Source organism: Chryseobacterium sp. FG46 (assembly GCF_057809135.1).
Map to the genome: position 1 here is coordinate 301,704 of NZ_JBMDJJ010000001.1, position 22,960 is coordinate 324,663.

A 22,960-nucleotide genomic window follows, 5' to 3' on the forward strand; every position below is an offset into this window, starting at 1 on the left:
TTTCAATAAAACAACTTTTTAGTTGTTTTATTGGTTTCGTATTTGGAATGAATAAAACATTGTAAATCTTCGTCTTAACCTTTAATTTTTGAGATTATAGAAAATGACTATATTTGTTGTTGAAAAATAAAACAACCTAAATATTGTCAAATGAAGAAGCCGGCTGCGGATCGTATTCTGATGTTTTTAAAGATGAGGGGTGAGGCTACATCGCTTCTTATTGCTGAAGAATTGTCGATTACCAAGGAAGGGGCAAGGAAGCATTTGCTGAATCTTGCTCATGAAGGATTGATCCGGTCTTCGGTAAAAAGCGAAGGTGTTGGCCGTCCTTCTACTTATTATACGCTTACAGAGAAAGGACTGTCTCAATTTCCGGATACGCACGCAGATGTCACAGTTCAGATTTTGAAATCAGTAAAAAATCTTTTAGGTGAAAATGCATTGGACTTATTAATCAGTGACCGGGAAAAAAATACTCATGAGCGTTATGAAAAAGTACTTTCAAAGACCAGATCACTGGAACAGCGCCTTGAATCTCTTTCAAAAGTGCGTAGTGAAGAAGGCTATATGGCAGAATGGAAAAAAGAAGGTGAAGATTATTATCTGATTGAGAATCATTGCCCGATATGCGCTGCAGCAAAAGAATGCCAGGGGTTCTGCCGTGCAGAACTGTCTAATTTCCAATCGCTGATAGGAAAAGAGTATAAAGTGGAGAGAACAGACCATATTATTTCCGGAGGGCAGCGCTGTGTGTATAAAATCAGCCAATAATTCATCATTTATTATTTAAAAATGATTTTAAAAGCAGTAATATTCGATATGGACGGTGTTCTGATAGATTCAGAAAAATTCTGGACCCAGGCAGAACTGGATGTATTTTCATCCTATGGAGTGCAGATTACGGATGATCTTGCTGCACAAACCAAATATATGACCACTCAGGAAGTTACAGAATTCTGGTATAAAAGATTCCCATGGGAAAATTTTGATTCATCTGATCTGGAAAATAAAGTGGTTACAAGAGTGATTGAAATGATACAGACCGAAAACTGTACAATCTCTGGTGTAGAGAAGTTTATAAAAAACCTTAAGAGTAAAGAATACAAAATAGGGCTGGCTACCAATGCCCCTTTGCGTGTGGCATATGCAGTCCTTGAAAAACTTCAGGTTCATGATCTGTTTGATACCATTCACTCATCAGAATTTGAAACTCAGGGAAAACCTCATCCTGCCGTATATCTTACTTCTGCAAAAAATCTTGGAGTTTCCCCGGAACAGTGTATTGCCATTGAAGACAGCCAGTCAGGTTTAAGGGCCGCAAAAGAAGCCGGAATGCAGACCATCATTTTCACCAATAATAACGAAAATATAGATTCAACCCTTGCTGATTTTAAAATCCTGGATTTTAATACCGTTTTGCTGCCAGTATTTGGTGAATAGTGAATCTGCTTCGCTGTGAATTAATGATGATCATAAAATTGACGATTGACTGCATAGCAAATTGACCATTCACTTTAAAAGTGAAAGGTGAATAGTAAATCCGCTTCGCTGTGAATTTTGATGGTAAGTTTAAAAAATTGACGATTGACTGCGCAGCAAATTGACCATTCACGCAACCCCGCACCCATTCTCAATACCTCGTCAAAACCTCCATCAATAAAAGAACAGAGACCAGTTTTTTAGAGGACTGATACTCCGGATTCAGCTGTTCGCGGATTTCTCCCAAAGCTTTGCTTAATTTATTACTTACCGTCTTGTTACTGATGCCCAGAGCTTCTGCTGTTTCATTAACAGACATATTTTTCCGGATTCTCATATCGTAGACCTGCTGTTCCGTTGAGGGAAGCTGGGAAACTACTTCATCAATCATGGTTAATAAAGCACTGATCTCATTTTCCTCAAGGATTTCAAAATACTCGGAATCTGCTATTTCCATTTCATTTGGAATATCAAACTCGTCAATACTCAGAGTTGGAGGCGCTTTTTTATAGCTGTTATAAAAATCAATAATCCGATAATGAAGATGGCGGAGAAGGTAGCCTTTGGCACTTTCTGTATCATCGGTCTGTATGGCATCCGTATTCTCAAGAATTTTCATCCATAAGTTCTGCAGAATTTCTTCAGAAACTTCCTTATCCCGTGTCCGTATAAAAACAAAGCGATACAGACTATCCCAATACCGGTCATACAGCAGCATAAATGCAGGACGGTCGCCTGATTTTATTTTCTTTAATAATGTATAATCTGTTGGGCTCATATTGTGATACAAAATTACCTAAAGGAAAATTAACTTTTTGTGAACTTTGGGTGTGATAAGATTAAATATTTCTGAAAAACAAGACTTAAATGGGATGCTAATGTTGAGTAAATGTGAAAATTGATGAAAATTATTAACAATTTGGTTGTAATGTGAATGTAACGTTAAGGATACCCTGGGGAAGTTTTTCATTTTCACGGTCTTATAGATAGAAGTATCTGTGAATACATGAAAGACCTTATGAAAAAACGTTTAATATATAAAAATATTGAAGCCTTTGTTTTCAGACTTTGGGAACGGGAAGTTACGGAAGACTCAATTTCTGAAAAAGAAAATGAACTTTTAAAGCAATGGAAAAATCTTGCAGAAAAAGATCTGGATATTGTTCATCTTAAAGAATCCGGAGAAAGGGTATTATCCGGACTGGAACATTACTTTTCTCAGACAGATACTATTTCTATCCGATCTGCAAAAAGCTTTACCACACATCTCTATAAAATAGCTGCGGTTATTATCCTGCTTTTATCATTGGGCGGAGTTTTTACCTACACCATGTTCATTAAGCCGGATGTTTATCTTGCAGAATCCGGCAGCCGTATTGTTCATCTTGAAGACGGATCTGTAGTTACTCTTTTGCCTGGCGCTGAACTGACCGTAGAAAAATCTTTTCCTGCTTCTACAAGGGTGGTGGATTTAAAAGGAGATGCTATATTCTCTGTGGCAAAATCTAAAACGCATCCTTTCATCGTTCGTGCGGATGGTTTCAGTACTAAAGTATTGGGAACAGTATTTAAAATTTCACAGTCAGGCAAGAAAAAAGCGGTTGATCTTTATGAAGGGAAGGTGGCTGTTTCTTCCCCGGGCGTTCCGGTTTCTTTCCTTAAGCCTAATCAGAAATGGACCAATTTCGGAATTGCTCATACTACAGCAATTATTTCATTGAAACCTGTGAAAAGCTCAGTAAACAAAGCTCCTGCAATATTGTCTTTGAGCTTTAACGATGTTCCTTTAAAAGAAGTAGCAGCAGTCCTGGAAAGCAATTACCATACAAAGGTTCAGTATCCTAAGGAAGCTGAAGATAAGAAGATCACTGCTGATTTCACTGGTGGTACTGTGGGTGAGAATATTGAGTCACTGGCCTTCATCCTGGGATTGGAAGTACATAAAAAAGAAAATACCTATATCCTTAAGAAATAAATCATTATTCAAAAAAAATAATTAATCATAATCAAGAGAACACTATTAAGTATGAAAAGTTTGAAATGTGGGATTACCATAGCAGCCTTATTTTTTACTGTAGCCGCAGAAGCTCAGGAGCTGGTTCAGAAAGTAACATTTTCTGTACCTGCTAACAGACCGCTGATTGAAGTTTTAGAAGAGTTTGCCGGAAAAACAGGGATGAGACTGGCTTATTCCAAAGTAGATATTAAAGAGCTGAAGGTAAGAGGGGTAAAATGTGAAAATACTTCTGTCAATAACTGCCTGAAAGATATTACCAGCGGACTTCCTGTTGTGTACCGGCTGCATGGTGATCTGATCTCGATAAAATATGAAAATTCTAACCTCTCCGTATTGGGAAACGGACGAATTTCCGGTAAAATAGTGGATGAGGTGGGAAATCCCATTACCGGAGCAGAAGTTATTGTAGCTCAAAGGACGGTTTTGACTGACAATAACGGAGATTTTACCATAGATCTTCCTTCGGGATCTTATAATCTGACCATAAAAGCTCCTAAATATAATACGCTGAGGGTTGAAAAGCTGTCTGTTAGCAATAAAGAAACAAGCTCGGTTTCATTTGCTTTAAACAAAGCTTCTGATAAAATTACAGACATCAAAGAAGTGGTGATTACCGCAGCGCGTAAAGCAGATACTCAGGCCGGGCTTCTTGCCCAGCAGAAAAAAGCAGCCCAGATGAGTGATGGTATTTCAGCGGAACAGATTTCCAAAACGCCGGATAGCGATGTAGGAGGAACTTTGAAAAGGGTAACAGGAATTACCACCATTGATAATAAATATGTAGTAGTACGATCTATGGGAGAACGCTGGAACACTGCTGCCATGGATGGAATCAACCTGCCAAGTACGGAAGCATATAACCAGAACTTTTCATTTGATATCATTCCTACAGCAATGGTAGAAAGTGTAGTAGTAAGCAAATCTGCTACTCCTGATATGAACGCCAGTTTTGCAGGAGGTTATGTAGAAGTAAGAACCAAGGATATTCCCAATGAAAATTTTACAACCGTAACGTTAGGAACTTCGTATAATGACCAGTCGGCTTTCAAAGAATTTCTGACCCGTAAGCGAGGAAAGTACGACTATTTCGGGTATGATGACGGAACAAGGGATTTTCCCAAAGGATTAGAACCGATGAACTGGACAGACCCAAGATTTTTTGAACAGTCCAGACAGTTTACCCATGATAATTTCAGCACCTATAAAACAAGAGGTGACATGGGATCTAATATACAGCTGGCATTAGGAAGAACGTATGCGCTTAAAAACAATAATAAATGGGGTTTTGCCGGAGCATTTGTCATCAGAAATGAACAGAATAAACTGGACATTGACCACACAGGAAGAGGAAACTGGCTGGATACAACAGGAATACCCGATGCCAACGGGCAGATTCCATTCTATAACTTCAAAAACAGCGGAGCTTCCTACAATTATAACTCTACACTGGCAGGGATGTTGAACTTTGGGTTGCAGCTGGGGAAAAACAGAATTTCATTCCGTAATTCCTACACTCATATTTTTGATAATACATTAACAAGAATTACCGGCTGGAATGAGTATACTACTAACAGTGGCATGGCTTCCAATGCAGAATTAGCCTACAATTATTTTTATAACGGAATCATCCCCAATAATGATCCTTCCCAGATTAAAAACCTGGACAGACCTTATACTGATAATACCAACTATCCCATTTTTCAGACCCTTTTGCAGAATAAACTGGAAGGGAACCATAAAATAGGCAATACTGAAGTCAGCTGGTTTGCAGCAAGAACAGGGATAACTTCTGATACGAAAGATTATACCCAATATTTGACCCTTTATGATTTTATTGGAAGTGAAATTCTGGCCTATCATAAAATTTATAACACCGGAGCAAATTTTTACAGAGGATATATCGCCAATAAAGAAACGGATTACAATTACGGAGCTTCCGTGAAATGGGATCTGGATACAGGGAATTTTAAAAATACGGTGAAGACAGGATACGCAGGAACATTAAAGAATAACACCAACCAGCAGCAGAAGTTCTTCTTAAGGGTAGATGAGAACCGGGATGTTCCGAATAGTGAAAAAAATTACCTGACGATGTATGGTACCCTTGCGGATTGGTTCAATGGATCTCAGTATGTACCGGGAGGTATCGGGTGGGAAACCAAAGCATTGTATAAAAACGATAAATATGAAGGAGAAGTAAAACAGCACGCTCTTTATGTTATGTTTGATAACCGTTGGAAGAATTTAAGATTGGTATGGGGACTTCGTGCAGAGTACTTTAAGTATGACCTTATTTCCCAGCAACTGGACACAACTGATGATAAGAATATTGAAAGAGCAGCTATTGAGGATAAGCCATGGCAATTTATGCCCTCTGCAAATTTTACTTATAGCCCTACGAATAAAATCAATTTGAGACTTGCCTATAATAAATCTGTCATCCGTCCGCAGTTTAATGAAAGAACAGGACTTCCTTATTTCGATCCGGTGGCCAACGGTTTGATTTACAATACGGAAATGACCTCTTCTGTCATTAATAATTATGATTTCAAATTTGAGTGGTTTCCAGGATTGGGAGAAATATTTTCTGCAGGGCTTTACTATAAAAATATAGACAGACCCATAGAACGTGAAGGGCATATCTCCAGTGAAGGGAATCTATATCTCTATAACGGTAATTCAAAAAATGCAAAATTATTGGGTGTGGAAGCCGAGGTAAGAAAGAATTTAGGATTTATAGCAGACGAAACCTTTCTGAAAAAGCTTTTTATAAGCGGAAATTTTACCTATAATCATACAAAGGTAGTATCCTTTATAGATCTTTATAAAACAGGAGACAATGATGAAACCTATGAAGTAAAACGTCCGCTATATGGACAGACTCCATATGCCTATAACTTTGGACTGACCTATGATGGCGACCGTTTGGGCCTGAGCTTTTTATACAATGCTAAAGGAGATCAGTATATCACCGTAGGATATGCTTACAAAGGAGAAGAAATACAGCGTCCTTATGCGGTGGCAGACGCACAGGTCTCCTATAAATTCCTTCGCAATAAAAATCTTGAATTAAAATTTAATGTAAGAAACATCTTCAACAGGGTAAAGGAATATTACAACAACTATAATTCTTATCTGGCTGCAAAAGAGGTAGGAGGAAGCAATATAGGTACAGTAAGAGAAGCCTGGGATCTTCTTCCTGGAGCAACGGATAAGTATGATAAAAATATTGACACAATTATGTTCCGAGCTTACAGCGGAAGAATGTTCAGTCTTAGTGTGAATTATACTTTTTAGATAAGCATACCAACAATATAGAAAGATATCTTAATGATAGAAACGTACAGGTTTCGGTAACCTGATCAAAAGCTGAAAAATACTGATGATGCGCACAAGCAGTACAGTTAAGAAAAAACCGGACGTTAACAGCTTTTCCCAGGCATTAACGGTTTTCATGGGAACTCCCGCAATGCAGTTCCTCCTGCGGAGATGGGATGAACACCAAAAAACAAATCGAAGGAATAGAGAGGAAGATATTCCTGAATAAAAAACTGATCTGGTATAAAAATAACACGACCGGATTTATTAAAAATTGTAACAATGAAAAGACTAACTCTAATTGCAGTGGCAGCATTATCTCTTACAGCTTGTCAAAATGATCAACTGGCAGATTCATCTTCTCCGTTCGAAATGAAATCTACTTCTGCTGAGTACCTTACAGCATCTGCTCTTCCGGTAACTACCGTAAGTGGTGCTATTACTTCAAATACTACATGGAGCGGAGTAGTTGAATTAGATGGAATTGTAACCGTAAAAAATGGTGCTACATTAACAATTCAGCCGGGTACATTCATTAAAGCCAAGCCAAGCGCAAACAACACAGCTACAGGAGTTTTGGTTATTGCTAAAACAGGAAAAATCAACGCAGCAGGTACAGAAGCTCAGCCTATTATTTTCACCAGCTACAAATTGTTAGACGGAAACGAAGATACAACAGCCGCTCCTGGTGATTTCGGAGGGGTTGTTATATTAGGTGATGCTCCTACAAACACTCCATTCACAAAAACAATTGAAGGATTATCAGGTCCTGATTTCTATTACGGAGGTACTAATGCTTCCCATAACGGAGGAACATTTAAATATGTACGTATCGAGTTTGCAGGATATGATCTTTTAGCTCCGAATTCAGGTAACGAAATCAACGGTCTTACGTTAGGAGGAGTAGGAAACGGAACTACTTTAGATCATATTCAGGTTTCTTTCGGAAAAGATGATTCTTTTGAATTCTTCGGAGGAACGGTAAACGCTTCAAACCTGGTTTCTTTTGCAGCAGATGACGATAACTTCGACTTCGATAACGGATTTACAGGAACGATTACTTGTGCATTAGCTTTGGCAGATTACAACTCTACACACAGTCTTAGCGGAGCAAGCCCGGATTCTAACGGTATCGAGCTTGATAACAACTCAGAAGGTTCTTCTACAACATTATTGACTCATCCGGTGATCAACAACCTTACTATTATCGGTGCTAAGAACTCTTCTAAAGGTGTTTTATATGAAAACGGTATCCACATCAGAAGACACGGAAGATTAACATTAAATAACGCTGTCGTTACAGGTTACCCTGTGGGTATCAAAGTAGAAGGTACAGGTTCTGAACTTTCTTCAGCTTCAGCATACAGCACAATCCAGGTTCACGGATTTACTACTTCTGTTACAGGTACAGGTACAGCAGGAATCCCTGCAGCTAACCTGGCGACTGGTACTCCTGCATCTCTTTGGGGTATGAGCCAGCCTTTCTTCAACGAAGGTGGTTGGAATGTATCTCCAAGAAACTGTGGAAACTTCCAGGGACTTTGGACAAAATACAATTTCTCCATTGTAGAATAATAAAAAACTTTTAAAAAGCAGGGAACAGCACACGCTGATTCCTTGCTTTTACTTCAAAAATTTTAATCATCAGCATTATGAAAAAAATAATTTTATCATCACTTCTGTTTTTATCTCAACTGGCTGCAGCACAGTCTCTGGTATGGGGTAATTCTTTTGATACTCCTGCCGATCTTCAGGGCTGGACATTTCATGACCTGAACAACAATGGCAACGGATGGGTACAGGGACAGAATATCTATCATAACGGAACTACCTTGGCCTATGGAACTGCAGGTGTTCTCCGCCATTCTATCAATTCGGTTCCAACTGGAAATGCTAACGGATTTACTACAGAAAATGACTGGATTATTTCTCCTCAGATTGATCTTACCAACACTACCGGGACTATTACCCTGGCGGCAAATATCGGGAGACAGAGATCTACTCATACCATTGTTGCCAGAGAACTTTTTATCTATGTAAGCACACCGCAGAAAGAAGTTCCTATGCTATCGGATTTCCAGGCAATGACAGTAGATGCAGATGGAAATGACGTTCAGAGTATTTATAAAATACAGGTAGGTGATTCAGCCAATCCTTTTCCGGCGGATCTTACCCAGTTTGTACAGTCCCTTGTAGATCTTTCTGCTTTTGCCGGGAAAAAGATCTATATCGGAATGTGGTCAAACAGAAAAACAAGCGGAAATAATGTTCAGAACATTAATATTGATGAAATAGGAATTTATGCTACTTCATTTTTGGGAACTAAGGATGTAAAAAGAAACAAAATTGTAACACAAATAGCAGAAAACCCGGTAAAAGAATCTTTACAGCTGCAGCTTAATCCGGCATTGAAAGAAAATACAACTGCAGTGAATATTTACAATGCAGCGGGGCAGAAAGTACTTACCACTCAGTATTCCAGGGTTATCCATGTGGCAGGGCTTACTGCAGGGCATTATATTGCAGAAATTACAGACGGAAAGACTACGGAAAGACTGAAGTTTATTAAAAAATAATTCTTCTGGCCTTAGAAACTGATTTTAGAAACACCAGAAATTTAAAATACAATAATGGATAGGAGTTGAAAAAATACTATTCAGAACATATCCAACTAGTTTTTTTATAATTATATATTGCCCGGCTCACGGGTTGGGCAATATTTTTAAGTTTTACAATGAAATAATTAAAGAAAGATGAATAAAATCTTCGCATTGCTACTATTTTTCACCATACTTTTTTCATGTACAGACAACAATACAATGGAGTTGTATGATAAAGTACAGAAACCCGGAGAGGTTAATATCAAAGGATTTTCCAAACCAGATGCTCTTCAGCTGAGGTTCAACGGACAACCTGTATCTATTGACGGTAAAACGTCTTATACCAACAAAATTGAAACCCAGCTTCAGTTTGTTCTGGATCAGGGAGAAACCAATAAACTATCTGTCTATAACAATGAAACAGGTACTGAAATTGCAAAATACAATATTACATATGACAATATAAATGATTATAAAGACCTGTACTTCTTTAATCTTCCCGGAATTTATCTGCAGACCTATGCTGTAAAACCGCAGGTGAACTTCGGGAAAGTAGGTTTTGAATTTATTTTCCCCAATCTTGGCGAATTTTCCGGAACCTCACTGAAAGATGTGAAAGGCGTTCTGAAAAGAGAAAATGGAGTAGTACTTGGTGATTTTGAGAGCATTGGGAAAGACAATTTTACTGCAGTGAAAATATATAGTTTTTTCAGTTCAACAGCTCCGGTATACCTTGAGTTATACAAGCCGGGAACTACAGAGCCTTACGCAGGATCTAAAATGATTCAGGTGAAAATAAAACAACACACAGGTGCCAATATGATTGTTCTTCAGGAAAAAATGGAAAATGGAGAATGGGTGGTAAAAGGAGATATCGATATAGTAGAATATCTGTAATCACGTATGAAAAACTTTTTAAAACTTCAATGTATTGCTATTGCTGTCTTTCTCATTTCGTGTACGAATAATAATGAAGAAAGCGTACCTGTTTTTCCTGAAGGAAGTACAGAATCTGTGAATCTATGGGTTCAGGACAGTATGAAAAGATACTATTACTGGGCAGATCAGATGCCTGCAAAGCCGGATTATAAGCTTCCCGTAAAAGATTTTTTCAAAAGTCTGCTGTCCTCAGGCGACCGGTTTTCTTTCATGGTAAATACTGAAGATTCTTCTTCCTATCCACGCTCTATAAGGAATATGTACGGTTTTGATTACACGGTTGTTCAGCTTGCCAATAATGAAGTGGTTACTGTAATAAAGCTGGTGCTTCAAAATTCTCCGGCTTTTAATTCCGGTCTGGAAAGAGGAATGATCATTACTAAAGTGAATGGAAAAGCAATGACTGCCGCGAATGCTGAAGCAATGGCTTCATCCATTAAAGATAAGACCGTTGTAGAACTTACCGTTGGAAAGTGGCAAAACGGAGGCATTACGGAGGAAAAAACCATCACTGTTTACTATGGTTTCTCTTTTGAACAACCTGTTTTATCTAAAATTTTTGAAAAAAACGGTAAAAAAGTGGGCTATCTGTACATCTATGATTTTCCGGACGGAATGACGCAGACTTTGTACCAAAAGTTTGGGGAATTGAAAGCCGCCGGAGTGAAGGAATTAATTCTGGATCTCCGATACAATTACGGAGGTTCAGTATCCTCTGTCGCAGCACTGTGCTCACTTATTCCTTCAGGATTATCCTCCGGCTCACCATTCATCATTTTTAAAGGAAATAAAAACGGAGGCGAAGTAAAAAGAACATTTGCCCAACAGATTACTTATGATCCCAAAGCTTTGGACTTTGCAACCTTACGCGCCAATGCATTAGGATTACAGAAAGTATTCATCCTCACATCGAGCAGTACAGCCTCTGCAGCCGAAATTGTGGTGAACAATCTGAAACCATATATGCAGGTGATTCAAATAGGAGAAACTACACTGGGGAAAGATATGGCAGGATTTGTAGTGGAAGACAAGCGTAAACCCAGAAAAATTTCCTGGCAGATTCATCCGGTGATTTATAAAGTATTTAATGCCAGTGGAGCGGGAGAATACAGCAATGGAATTTCCCCGCAGATCAATGTCAATGAATTTGCAGGTCTGCCATTATTACCTTTGGGAGATCCAGAGGAAACCCTTATCTCTTCTGCTTTGAACGGAGGGTATTTCAAATTGCCAGCTCACGAAAAGGATGGGAATATCAAAATTTTATTTCAGAGTGATGTGCCTCCGGTTATGATGCAGCAATAATGCGGACAGAAAAGGCAAATAAAGAAAAGTTTAAACAAACTCAAAAGTAAAATAATATATCGAATAGTAAAAGTATAAAATTTTTTTGCCCTTTTACCTATTCAGAAACACAATAAAATCATAAAATCATGCAGGGAATAGAACCAAAACTTCACATGAACCTGACCAGCCGTATTGAATATTACCGTCTGCTGATAGAAGCAGCGGAAGATCCTGAAAGCCAGCCTTCGGAGGTGATTACACAGATTTCAGAGCTGGGTCATCTGTATGAAGAATATCTGCTTAACAAAAAAAATCTTGAAAACAGCATTAAAAATTACCGCGCCTATCATAACGATTTGAGAAAAAAACTCACGTCAAGACTGCGGGAGCTCAGAAGAAAAGCAAGACAGAAATAAGATCAGGAATGTACTTTATCGGTTGATTTTACGGTGAAATTCATACCTTTATAACATCAAGCAGAAGGATGAAGGACTTATGAATTTTACCCAGGCAGAACTTTCCGGTTATTTACAGATATTTTGGCAGTTTTCATGGCCGGAATGGATCATATTCAGTCTGATGGCTAATATTCTCCTTTACCTGTTTTCCATAGGTTTGTATGTTTTTATCGAAAAGACCTGCCGGAAAAGTCAGTTACAGGAAAAAAATCATCCTGTTACAAGATCCGATTTTTATCTTAGTCTGCTTACCATATTATGCAACAGCTTTGTCATGTTACTCGGAACTTTTTTATGGAAAAACGGATGGATAGTGCTGGGGCAGACAGAGTCCTTCATGGGAATAATTATGGAAGTTGCTGCGCTACTTCTCTTAATGGATCTTCTGATGTTTTTCTTTCATTTTGCAGCACATTTACCTTTTATCTACAAAGTTTTGCATGAAAAACATCATGAACATGTCAGTACCAATTTTTTGAGCCTTTTTGTTCTTCATCCTTTTGAAACGATAGGATTCGGACTAATGTTGCTGGTTTTATTCGTAGGATATGATTTTTCTGTGATTTCGATTTCAATATATCTTTTGCTTAATCTCATCTGGGGAACTATCGGGCACCTGAACAGAGAATTTTTTCCAGCTTCTTTTGATTTCTTTTTTGTGGGAACAACGAGGTTTCACAATCAGCATCATCTGGATGAAGGTAAAAATTTCGGATTTTATACTTCTGTCTGGGATAGAATTTTTGGGACGTATAAGTAGGAGGGAACATGGAGGCTGGAAGAGGGAAGTTGTTGAAGCGTGATGAAAATACAATTATTTTCACGCAAAGTTTTGCAGCAAGCTGCTTGAAAAGTTCATGGATAGGAATTACGCTTCATCGGTTGATAGCAAATCAACTCTTTCTTTGCTTTCTTAAAATATTACGAAATTTAAAATAAGCTTTGTGCTGAAAAACATTAAAATTATAAACCATTAAGAACAATGAAAGAATGAAAAGTATTAAGTTGAACTTCACTCATGAGATTGCTTCACCTACGGTTTGCAATGACAATACAGTTCAACTTAATACTCTTAAAACCTTATCAGCCTTAATGACTTAAAGATTATTTTTTATTACCGTTTTTTAGGGCTGATTTTATGGATTTTTCAACCATTCTCCAATCATAAAAGTGAAATATTCTGCCATTGCTCATCGCAACAAAAACGCCTTTAGGAAATTTCGGACCTAAGTTAATATGTGTCACTTCAGAACCATCACTTTCCAGCGTAGAAACAGGGATTTCTGCAATTCTTCCTTTGGACTGATCTTCTCTTAAATACACATTGAAGATATCATTCTGCTGGTTCGAGACCAGAATATATCCTTTTCCTTTAGAGGTCGGATAAATGGAAATTCCTTCCACATCAGATTTAAAATCGCCTTTTCCGAAAACAGCTAATTCTTCATTGCCTTTACCCGGATCTGCATAATATTTGTGAACCCCGAACTGTTCATCAGAATAATAAATATAGCCCATTTCATCATCTACAGCAATGCTTTCAATCTCTTTCAGACCGCTGTATTTTCCAAATTTGCGAACAACATCTCCGGTGATGGAACCGTTTTTTTCAGAAAGCTTATATTGCCACAAATAGCCGTCAGCAGGACCAGATTTTCTTCCCACAATCACAAATGTTTCTCCTGTGTCCGGATTTTTATACATTGAAATTCCCATTGGGCCACGTTCTGTTTCTCCGTCAAATACAGAGATTTCCCCCACTTCTTTCAGTTCAGGAAGCGAGTATAATTTTACTTTGTTGGTTTCCCTTTCTGTTACCGCTGCAATATCTGTTTTCTTTCCATTTAAAATAAAACCATATTCAAGATCAACGTTGTTGGGACGTTTTAATCCTGAAACCTTGTTGATGATTTTCCCGTTGAGATCGAAGGCATATAAGCCTCCATCCGTATCTTTATCTGTTCCGATGATGATACTTTTTGAAGCATCCTGAGGATTGATCCATATGGCAGGATCATCCGTGTCATGAACCACTGTTTCCGTAATGACAGCAGGTTTTAATTTTTCTGTTACTTCTTTCTGCCCTGTACAGCTGATCACTAAAGGAAGAACTGAAAGAGCCAGTATATATTGTATGTTTTTCATTCGTATTTTAAAAATCAAATTTCACTCCCATCGTAAACCTCGGTCTGTAATATTCAGCCTGAGCGGTTCTGCTTTGGATTCCCTGATAGTATCTTAACGGCTGATTGGTCAGATTATTGGCTTCTGCAAAAACTCTGAGCTGGCTTGTAACCTTGTAGGAAGCATTGGCATCAAGGAAAAACTGTTTGTCGTAATAACGGTCATCAAACGCCTTGCCACCAAGTTCGTCAATATAATGAGAGGCATAGTTCATAGAAACTCTGGCCGAGAACCGTTTGTTCTCCCATGAAAGAGATCCGTTGAACATATGAGGAGCCGCTCCGGGAAACCCTACATCCGTTCTTTCAATGCCTTCTTCATTGGTGATTCCTTTTGCTTTAGATTGGGTGTACGTATAGTTCACATAGACTCCAAGTCCCTTCCAGAAAGCTCCCGGAATAAAATCAAGCTGTCTTTGTAAAGCAACTTCAAAACCATAAATATCTACATTGTCCCCATTACGCTGCTGGGTAAATTTCCAGTTGCTTTCTCCGGCAGGAATCGGGTTGGTCTGTCCTGCAAAATCATTCGCGAAGTCGTTGGCCGTATAATTCCTTTTCGAATACGTATAAATAAAGTTGTTCAGGTTTTTATAGAAAACTCCTCCGGAAAGAATCCCTACAGATTTGAAATATTTTTCAGCCATGAAATCAAAATTGTAGGCATACGTCGCTTTCAGATTCGGATTTCCGGCTGCAACAATCTCATCTTCTGAAATAACATTCAGATAAGGAACCAAAGAATAATAATTCGGGCGGGCAAGAGCTGTAGTAAATGCTGCACGAAGCACAAGATCCTGCATCGGAACATATTTGAAGGAAATATTTGGAAGAATATTTGTGTAAGTATTGGTGTTGTTAATTTGTCCTACAAGATCCTTTTCATTCATTACATAATTTCCGGTGTAATCAATCTGGGTGGTTTCAACACGCGCTCCCACAATCATGGATAATTTATCATTGAAATCCTGATCCCAACGGATATAACCTGCATAGATCTGCTCCTTTGCATTGTAATTGCCGGAAAGATATTTTTCAGGTTTCAGCTTGCTATTAAATAAATTAGGATTGAATAAATCCAACCCTCCAAGGAAAGCAGGATCAACGAATATTCCCGGAACATAATTTCCTGGCTGGAAGTTCTCCCCGTTAAGATTTATGGTGGGTACGGATAAGAGACTTCCCATACTGTTGACCGGAGTAAAAGCATAGAAATCATTCTCTCTTTCCTTTTTCTTCAAGCGCATGCGGAAGCCGGTACGAAGACGTCCTTTCTGACCATCAATTACAGAAAAAGGAAAACGTACATTCACTTTTGCTCCCAGTTCTTTTTCCTGGGTAAAGTTATTGGCATCCGAAAGATCACTTAACTTATAGCTGCCCAGATTATCTGCTGCCAGAAGATTGAACATAGGTTTTTCAGGATTGCTAAGGTCTGGAGCGAAGCTCATTTTACTGTTTTCAAACTCGATATAACGTTGATGAGGCTTATCTTCACTTGCTATTGCATAGTTTACAGACCAATCCAGATCCACTTTAGAACCTAATAAATGTTCTCCTCTCAAGGCATAGTTCTGAACTTTCTGTTTTTCCAGGCGGGTGTTGTTATTATCGGCATCACCTCCTTTGTTCTGTCTTGTGATACTACCTTTCCAGTCTGTAATCTCAGTTTCATCGGCATTGTAAACAGGTTTTATTTTATATCCCAATGCAAGTCTGGTTTCCTTATCATTCCTGAAGTTGTACATTGCAGAAGCGTAGATCTTATTTTTGGAATTGAATTCGTAATCCATATTAAGATCAAAACTATGCCTGATACGGTGTTCATTATAGTAACGTACTCCCATCTTGCTTACATAAACCGTCTGGGCAAGGTCATTGGCCTGGCTCCATACAGGTTCTATATTGTCTGAACCGAAATTATTGTTATTATAAGAAAAGCTGAATACTGCACCCAATTTTTTATTTAAAAATCGGTTTCCATAGACAAAACCGGCGGTATAATTTCCTTTTTCACGGATGGGATTGTATCCTCCGGCAACGGTGGCAGAGATTCTTTGTCCGTTCGGGGAAGCTCTGGTAATAAGATTTACAGAACCTCCGATGGCATCGGCATCCATATCCGGAGTTAAAGTCTTATTAACTTCTATGGTGGAAATCATGTCGGACGGAATCAGGTCCATCTGGACATTACGGTTGTCTCCCTCAGCGGACGGAATCCTATCTCCATTCAGGGTAACTGAATTAAGATTGGGCGCTAGTCCTCTGATGATAAGATTTCTGGCTTCACCCTGATCATTCTGTATGGTGATTCCCGGAACACGCTTCAAGGCATCCCCAATATTGGCATCAGGAAAACGTCCGATCTGATCGGAAGAAATCACATTGGTTATATTGGCGTTATTTCTTTGCTTGTTTAAAGCTCTTGCCTGATTTTTCAGAGTAGCTCCCGAAACGACAATGGCAGCAATTGATGTTTCTTTCTTATCAAAAATAATATTCTGGCGGGTATTTTTTTCGGGTTCTACCGTTACAGCATATTCATGCACACCATAACCAAGGTAGTCAATTTTCATGGTATAATTTCCCGGAGGAACATTCAGGAATACAAAGTTTCCATGTTCATCCGAGGCAGTATATATATTTCCCGGACTTAGAGAAATTCTGGCTCCGGGCAGAGCAATTTTTGAGTCGTCATTGATGTTTCCGGACAAAGAACCGGTTTGTGCATAGAAAAAAACAGAGGCACAAAATAAAACAGATGTAAAAATTTTTCTCACTTTTCTTATTTTTAGATAAAAATCACAACAAAATTAAACGTCTGTTTGGAAAAGGTGTTAAAGAGAAAATTAAGGTTTTCTTAAGAATTGTTAATATAGAAACGCAATATTGAAGGGTAGTATAGAACTGTCATTTACCTTTCGGATCCTAAATTCTTTTCAGTATGATTTCCTTCTACAAGCAAAGTCAGTTCATCACATCGTATAATCTGATGATTTTGGATGGTAAATTCCGCCAATACTTTATGTACCACCTTACTTCCGTCTTTTAGTGTGGATTTTGCGATGTGTTTGGTAAATATGACAGTACCGTTTTCCGCATAGTTAATGATCTCGAGTTTTTGTTCAGTTACTTTTTCTTTGAGTTTTTTGATGTGCAGAACAAATTCTTCATAGTTCAGTTGAGAATGGTCTACAAGCTGAATGTATTCCTTTGAAAAATATTTTTCAATTAATAATTCGTCAAATACAGGGTTTTCTAATACTTCTTTAAATACCTGCCGGATAAAATGTTTCATAACTTTATTGTTTTGAAGCAAAATTACCTTACAGATGAATGACTGAACGATAACAATTGTAAAGAAATTACCTGCGGTTTCGTATTCTGCTTAATGAAACACTTGTAATGCCAAGATAAGAGGCAATATAATGTTGTGGAAAGCGCAGAAGAAGCTCCGGTCTGTTTTTGAGAAGCTGTTGATACCTTTCCTGAGGAGAATCTCTGATAAAAGAGATCAGCCGTTTATTGATTTCACTGAAACGTTGGTAAAAAAGCGGCTGAAAAGTATGTTGGAATTCCTGATTTTCCATGAGCCTGTGAAAGGTTTCAGTGTGTAATTCGTAAACGGTAGTTGATTCCAGAGCTTCAATCACAAAATCGCTGGGAATACCATTCAGGAAGCTGTCAAAAGATGAAACAGCCTGGTTTTCTGTTATAAATTCCAGGGTAAGTTCTTTTTCGTCCTGATAGAAAAATACTCTTAACGCTCCGTTTTTTACCAGGAACATTTTTTCTGAAACTTTTCCTTCTTCAAGCAGGATTGTTTTAGCAGGATAAGTAACCTCTGCCAATAAATGAAGGTCAGTTTTCAAGAAAAAGTGAAGATCCGGAATGTGCATATCTGAAGGATTAATGGGAGACGTTCAGTAAATCCTGTACAATTATTTTAGATTTTTCTATCAATTCATTTGATCTGTAAAGCTGGCTGGTAAGGATGGAACTTTCAAAAAGAAGATAGATGTGTGCTGAAACCATATCGTTTTGAATGTCTTCATTGAAGCATTCTCTCAGCTTATTTTTATGATGACGGATTACCTTGTGAATTTCGTCCTTATCTGCAGGAATTTCCGACAGAATATTCAGAAAGCTGCACCCTCTGAAATCTTCTCTTTCATTCATGTAAATCAGGAAATCAAAGGACTTTTGGAATTTTTCCTGCAGTGTTTCTGCTTCCGATGTAAATTTTTCAAGTTCAGACACCCAGTAATCATATCTCTTATTAAGAAATTCAATGCAAAGTTCATCTTTAGATTTAAAATACTGGTAGAAACTGGCCTTGGATACATCAGCTTCGTCAATAATTTGATTAATCCCCGTATTGTTGTAACCTTGTCTATGGAAGAGCACCATAGCAGTGCTTACTATTCTTTCGCGAGGTTTGGGCATGATATAAACTTTTTACAAATGTAGAAATAAACAGACTGGTATGTTTGAAAAAAAACATTAATTTTAAATAAATACCATGGTATAATAAAGCTGAATAATGAAGAAAAGTACTGTAAAAAACCATAGAATATAAGGATGGTAGCTGAAATTATTCTTGAGGATATAGTGTAAAGCTTTGAAAAGCTTGAAAATCCCAATAATTGAAATGATGATAAAAACCAGAAAAGCCGTAAAAAATATATTATCTCTTGTTCCATGGTTTTTTATCTTACCCAGGTTTTCCACATAAGCATCTACATTCATAGTTTGTCCCAGAAACATAGCCGAGCTGATTAATATAAAAAGAGGGGTAGATGTATACACCGTTGTATAAATAAAAGAAAATAATAACGTTCTGAAGGTGACTGTATTCACTTTCTCTTTTTTATACCATAATATAGCAACAGTGAATACTACCGCAGTAATATTATTCATCAAAAATATAAAGAGCGCTTTTTCTACCATGCTTAGCCCTTTGATTTTGGAAATAATATTGTGCTGACCACCATAATCCATTAAAAGTACGGAAACAATCACAGAGGTATAAACAGAAAGTTTGATAGGAGAGAGGAAGTCGTGAAAACGTTCAGTCTCTTCTTTTTCCATCTCGTGAACAGACAAATCATAGCAGCGACGGGGATCCTGAAACAATTTGATGATGGTTACGGGAACCAGCAATATTTCAATAATAATCTGCAGGCACAACTTCTCAAAGCTATCGATTAATTTTTCAAACATATATGTGTATTTGCATTAAGGGAACGTTTTGCAATTTAATTATTTTTTGAATTGCATTTTAAAAGATAATAAAAAAGTGGATGACTCACGTTAAATCATCCACTCATTTATTATCTTAAAAGCGTATCACTATTTCGGAAGCCCTTTTTTTAAAGCAATATGGGCCTTTTCTACGGCCTTTCTTTCCTTCCAGTCCATATACCTTTTTTTGTATCGGCCTTTCATAAAATTATCAAAATTACGCTGAACGGCAAGATTCCAAAGAGAATGTGCTTTTACAGCCCAGCTTTTATCCCATGCACGCAGTGAAATAGAAAAAGATCCATCCAGATATTTCATCCAGTGCCACCAACCTGTAGGCATGAATAATGTATCTCCGTGCTCCAGGAAACACTCAATTCCTTCTATACCATCCAATGCCGGAAATTTTTCAAAATCAGGATTGGAAATATCATAATCTTCCAGTGCATAGGTGGCATAAGGAAGCTTATACAGACGTGTTTTCCATTTGTATTCAAACAGAAGGACATGTTTTCTTCCATTGAAGTGAGTGTGGAAAATATGCGGCATGTCGATATCGTAATGAAGGAAAGTCACAGAACCTTTACCTCCGAAAAACATACTTGGATATTTATCTAAAAATCCGCCCATAAGGTTCTTTGGCGGAACATAGTCGTCCAACAGTTTGGGAGCAAATTTTATAGGATCAAAGAAGAAAATTCTCAGATCAGTAGGCTCTCTCTGAATAAGGTCCACATAATCACGGAAGGGCATTTTCGTAGTCGGAGTATTGATAGGAGCGGCAGGATCTGCTTTGGCACTGTCATAAAGGGGAACTTCAACGTCGCCTACTACTTCCTTCATGTAATCCATCGTCCATTTTTGATAGGCGGGCCACTTTCTTGCCATATTTCTGATTACCACTGGCTTACATGGCTTTAGATATTTTTCACGGAAATCTTCTTGTGAAATGTCATCTACAATATCAATTGGTTTAAGGATTATTCCCATTCGTTCAAATTATTAAGCTAAAGTATTAAATATTTGCGACAATAAAATGGAAAGAATTAAAATTATTTGGAATTAATATAAATAAATAATAAAACACCTGTTTTGACTTTGCTTTTTTTGGAGTTATTATGATATGATTTTGCCTTCTGTTCTTTTAAAATCTATAGTGTTTATACGGTAAAGGATAGTTGTGAAATACAATAATTGTATGTATAATTATTGTATTAAAAATAACCATGAAACGTTTTACTACTATTATTTTTTCACTTGTATTTGGCATTGCTTTTTCACAGAATTCAACCAGGATTTTTACTTCAGATATTGATAACTTTTGGGTGGCTTATGACAGCATTCAAAAAACAAATGATTACTCCGGAAAGCTGGATCTTATGAATAGCAGGGATGGAAAACAATAATAAAACTTTGCTGGTATTAGTAGATCTTAAACCCAATAAAGGGTATGAGTTTATACTTACCAATAAAGGCTTTATTTCTAAAGAAGGGTATCTTCTGAAAGATGAGAACCTTCTTATCAAGTTTAAAACCGGCAATAAGTAGTTTTTTCGCAAGTGGATATTTAACAATTGGGATGTGAGAATGAATTCCGTTTATCCTTGGTTTTATTGTTTTTAATGTCTTAAAGTTTTATTGATTTTCTGATTTTTTTAGACTTTTCATGAGATTTTAGTGATAGAAGAAAATTCGCTCTTTTTCAAAAAAAAAGTATATTCGGCTTCGTAAAAATAATGATATGCAAGTATATGAAGGGATTTCTGTGGGGTTGTATCTGTTACTAATGATAGGTATAGGCATATATTCTTATAGAAAATCAACAAGTAATTCAGAAGAATTTTTAATTGGCGGCCGAAAAATGGGAGCTGCCGTAACAGCATTGTCTGCGGGAGCGGCTGATATGAGCGGCTGGCTTTTAATGGGAGTTCCGGGAGCAATGTATCTGTCCGGAATTTCAAGCTCCTGGATTGCGATAGGGTTAACTATTGGTGCTTATCTCAATTATATTATTGTAGCACCAAGGCTCAGAATTTATACGGAGGTGGCACAGAATGCCATTACGTTACCTGTATTTTTTGAAAACAGATTTAAAAATAAAAATCAGCTTCTGAAGATCACGTCGTCTGTTTTCATTCTGGTATTTTTTACCCTGTACACTTCTGCAGGAATGGTATCCGGAGGAAAACTATTCGAATCCGCTTTCGGAATGGATTATACGGCAGGCCTACTCCTGACAAGTCTGGTCGTAGTACTGTATACATTTCTAGGCGGATTTCTGGCAGTAAGTCTTACTGATTTTGTACAAGGCACCATCATGGTACTGGCATTGGTGATTGTTCCGATTGTAGCGATTACCCAAATCGGAAGCGTGGGAGAGACATTCTCTCTGATTGAAGCAAAAAATACAAAATATCTGGATTTGTTCAGAGGAACAACAACCGTAAGTATTGTTTCTTTATTGGCATGGGGATTAGGATACTGTGGTCAGCCCCATATTCTGGTACGTTTTATGGCCATTGATAAACCAAAAGATCTGATCAAAGCAAGACGTATAGGAATTACATGGATGATCTTTACTGTTGCCGGAGCCTTGGCCATAGGATTGGTAGGAATCGCTTATCTGCAAAAGTTCGACATGAATATGATGTTGAAATTTGACGGATCAAAGACGGAAGCAGAAACTATTTTCATTTATTTCTCCCGTATATTATTCCATCCGTTTATTGCAGGATTTTTACTTACGGCAATTCTTGCAGCGGTAATGAGTACTATTTCTTCTCAGTTATTGGTGACCTCAAGCTCATTAACAGAAGATATTTACAAAGCTTTTCTTAATAAAAAAGCAACTTCCGGGCAATTATTAATGGCAAGCAGGCTTTCTGTTTTACTTGTAGCGGTTATTGCGGTACTTTTATCCCTCAACCCTAAGGATAGTATTCTTAATCTCGTGGGAAATGCATGGGCTGGCTTTGGTTCTGCATTCGGACCGCTGATTCTGCTGTCTCTTTTATGGAAAAAAGCGACATGGCAGGGAGGCTTTGCCGGAATGATGGTAGGAGGAATTACCGTATTAGCCTGGGTCTATCTTCAGCATCCACTGAAAGACTGGTACGAAATCATTCCCGGGTTTACACTTTCTTTATTAACCAATGTGATCGTTTCTTTATTCACTTATAAGCCAGATGCTGTGATTGAAAAAGAGTTTAATGAAGTTCAAAAGATTATGCAGGAGTAATATAGAAACTTTGCAACGATTTAACAATGATATACCCTTACCAAACGGCAAGGGTTTTCGTTTTTCTGGGGTTATTTATATTTTTATATGATAATTTAGCTTTTGTATACTTACTTTTATACCATTATAACCTCAAAAAACAAGGAGGAAAAGGTGGTTGAAATGGATGGGTGAATTCAGAAAATAATTCATTATCA

Annotated in this window: 22 protein-coding genes; 14 read left to right on the forward strand and 8 right to left on the reverse strand. The window is 37.6% G+C overall.

Annotation, left to right across the window (positions count from 1 at the left end; genetic code table 11):
• Nucleotides 1-150: 150 nt before the first annotated feature.
• Nucleotides 151-771, forward strand: a complete 621-nt coding sequence (locus tag ACODR7_RS01300; protein WP_488836638.1) for a helix-turn-helix transcriptional regulator — start codon at nucleotides 151-153, stop codon at nucleotides 769-771.
• 21 nt (nucleotides 772-792) lie between these two features.
• On the forward strand, nucleotides 793-1,440 hold the full coding sequence (gene hxpB / locus ACODR7_RS01305) for a hexitol phosphatase HxpB (RefSeq protein ID WP_488836640.1): 648 nt from the start codon (nucleotides 793-795) through the stop codon (nucleotides 1,438-1,440).
• A gap of 190 nt (nucleotides 1,441-1,630) precedes the next feature.
• Here hxpB and ACODR7_RS01310 read toward each other — a convergent pair whose 3' ends face one another.
• Entirely contained in the window at nucleotides 1,631-2,257 is a 627-nt protein-coding gene (locus ACODR7_RS01310) for an RNA polymerase sigma factor (RefSeq protein ID WP_488836642.1), read from the reverse strand.
• Between the two features lie 240 nt (nucleotides 2,258-2,497).
• Between ACODR7_RS01310 and ACODR7_RS01315 the strand changes: the two genes are divergently transcribed.
• The 9 genes from ACODR7_RS01315 to ACODR7_RS01355 all read left to right on the forward strand — a co-directional run bounded on the left by ACODR7_RS01315 (nucleotide 2,498) and on the right by ACODR7_RS01355 (nucleotide 12,858).
• Nucleotides 2,498-3,454, forward strand: coding sequence for a FecR family protein (locus ACODR7_RS01315; protein WP_488836644.1), 957 nt, complete (start codon nucleotides 2,498-2,500; stop codon nucleotides 3,452-3,454).
• 51 nt (nucleotides 3,455-3,505) lie between these two features.
• Entirely contained in the window at nucleotides 3,506-6,793 is a 3,288-nt protein-coding gene (locus tag ACODR7_RS01320; RefSeq protein ID WP_488836646.1) for a TonB-dependent receptor, read from the forward strand.
• Nucleotides 6,794-6,878: 85 nt separating this feature from the next.
• The gene (locus tag ACODR7_RS01325) at nucleotides 6,879-7,043 is read left to right on the forward strand and encodes a hypothetical protein (protein ID WP_488836647.1); all 165 of its coding nucleotides are present in this window, start codon (nucleotides 6,879-6,881) and stop codon (nucleotides 7,041-7,043) included.
• A gap of 53 nt (nucleotides 7,044-7,096) precedes the next feature.
• Nucleotides 7,097-8,389, forward strand: a complete 1,293-nt coding sequence (locus ACODR7_RS01330; RefSeq protein ID WP_488836649.1) for a hypothetical protein — start codon at nucleotides 7,097-7,099, stop codon at nucleotides 8,387-8,389.
• A 77-nt stretch (nucleotides 8,390-8,466) separates the two neighbouring features.
• Nucleotides 8,467-9,390, forward strand: a complete 924-nt coding sequence (locus tag ACODR7_RS01335) for a T9SS type A sorting domain-containing protein (RefSeq protein WP_488836651.1) — start codon at nucleotides 8,467-8,469, stop codon at nucleotides 9,388-9,390.
• A 177-nt stretch (nucleotides 9,391-9,567) separates the two neighbouring features.
• The gene (locus ACODR7_RS01340) at nucleotides 9,568-10,311 is read left to right on the forward strand and encodes a hypothetical protein (protein ID WP_488836653.1); all 744 of its coding nucleotides are present in this window, start codon (nucleotides 9,568-9,570) and stop codon (nucleotides 10,309-10,311) included.
• Nucleotides 10,312-10,317: 6 nt separating this feature from the next.
• Nucleotides 10,318-11,658 (forward strand): S41 family peptidase, encoded by a 1,341-nt coding sequence (locus ACODR7_RS01345; protein WP_488836655.1) that lies wholly within the window; start codon nucleotides 10,318-10,320, stop codon nucleotides 11,656-11,658.
• A 128-nt stretch (nucleotides 11,659-11,786) separates the two neighbouring features.
• Nucleotides 11,787-12,056 carry a hypothetical protein gene (locus ACODR7_RS01350; RefSeq protein ID WP_062670440.1) on the forward strand — a complete coding sequence of 90 codons (270 nt, stop codon included), beginning with the start codon at nucleotides 11,787-11,789 and terminating at the stop codon, nucleotides 12,054-12,056.
• A 79-nt stretch (nucleotides 12,057-12,135) separates the two neighbouring features.
• Nucleotides 12,136-12,858, forward strand: a complete 723-nt coding sequence (locus tag ACODR7_RS01355; RefSeq protein ID WP_488836657.1) for a sterol desaturase family protein — start codon at nucleotides 12,136-12,138, stop codon at nucleotides 12,856-12,858.
• A gap of 344 nt (nucleotides 12,859-13,202) precedes the next feature.
• Here ACODR7_RS01355 and ACODR7_RS01360 read toward each other — a convergent pair whose 3' ends face one another.
• From ACODR7_RS01360 to ACODR7_RS01390, 7 genes are all read right to left on the reverse strand, one after another.
• Nucleotides 13,203-14,243 carry a phytase gene (locus tag ACODR7_RS01360; protein ID WP_488836659.1) on the reverse strand — a complete coding sequence of 347 codons (1,041 nt, stop codon included), beginning with the start codon at nucleotides 14,241-14,243 and terminating at the stop codon, nucleotides 13,203-13,205.
• Between the two features lie 7 nt (nucleotides 14,244-14,250).
• Nucleotides 14,251-17,061 (reverse strand): TonB-dependent receptor, encoded by a 2,811-nt coding sequence (locus tag ACODR7_RS01365; protein ID WP_488836661.1) that lies wholly within the window; start codon nucleotides 17,059-17,061, stop codon nucleotides 14,251-14,253.
• Between the two features lie 134 nt (nucleotides 17,062-17,195).
• Entirely contained in the window at nucleotides 17,196-17,579 is a 384-nt protein-coding gene (locus ACODR7_RS01370; RefSeq protein ID WP_488836663.1) for a hypothetical protein, read from the reverse strand.
• 67 nt (nucleotides 17,580-17,646) lie between these two features.
• Nucleotides 17,647-18,180: a Crp/Fnr family transcriptional regulator gene (locus ACODR7_RS01375; RefSeq protein WP_488836665.1), complete on the reverse strand. Its 534-nt coding sequence runs from the start codon at nucleotides 18,178-18,180 to the stop codon at nucleotides 17,647-17,649.
• A 10-nt stretch (nucleotides 18,181-18,190) separates the two neighbouring features.
• On the reverse strand, nucleotides 18,191-18,727 hold the full coding sequence (locus ACODR7_RS01380; protein ID WP_488836667.1) for a TetR/AcrR family transcriptional regulator: 537 nt from the start codon (nucleotides 18,725-18,727) through the stop codon (nucleotides 18,191-18,193).
• A 63-nt stretch (nucleotides 18,728-18,790) separates the two neighbouring features.
• A complete protein-coding gene (locus ACODR7_RS01385; RefSeq protein WP_488836668.1) occupies nucleotides 18,791-19,504 on the reverse strand; it encodes a hypothetical protein in 714 nt (237 codons plus the stop codon).
• A 129-nt stretch (nucleotides 19,505-19,633) separates the two neighbouring features.
• A complete protein-coding gene (locus ACODR7_RS01390) occupies nucleotides 19,634-20,515 on the reverse strand; it encodes a cupin-like domain-containing protein (RefSeq protein WP_076594435.1) in 882 nt (293 codons plus the stop codon).
• A 236-nt stretch (nucleotides 20,516-20,751) separates the two neighbouring features.
• Here ACODR7_RS01390 and ACODR7_RS01395 point away from each other — a divergent pair, with 236 nt between their 5' ends.
• The 3 genes from ACODR7_RS01395 (at nucleotide 20,752) to putP (ending at nucleotide 22,763) form a co-directional block, all read left to right on the forward strand.
• The gene (locus ACODR7_RS01395) at nucleotides 20,752-20,931 is read left to right on the forward strand and encodes a hypothetical protein (RefSeq protein ID WP_488836670.1); all 180 of its coding nucleotides are present in this window, start codon (nucleotides 20,752-20,754) and stop codon (nucleotides 20,929-20,931) included.
• Nucleotides 20,918-21,073, forward strand: a complete 156-nt coding sequence (locus tag ACODR7_RS01400; RefSeq protein WP_488836672.1) for a hypothetical protein — start codon at nucleotides 20,918-20,920, stop codon at nucleotides 21,071-21,073. The genes ACODR7_RS01395 and ACODR7_RS01400 overlap by 14 nt, the downstream gene beginning before the upstream one ends.
• Before the next feature lie 193 nt (nucleotides 21,074-21,266).
• Entirely contained in the window at nucleotides 21,267-22,763 is a 1,497-nt protein-coding gene (gene putP, locus ACODR7_RS01405) for a sodium/proline symporter PutP (RefSeq protein WP_488836674.1), read from the forward strand.
• The last annotated feature ends 197 nt before the right edge of the window (nucleotides 22,764-22,960 follow it).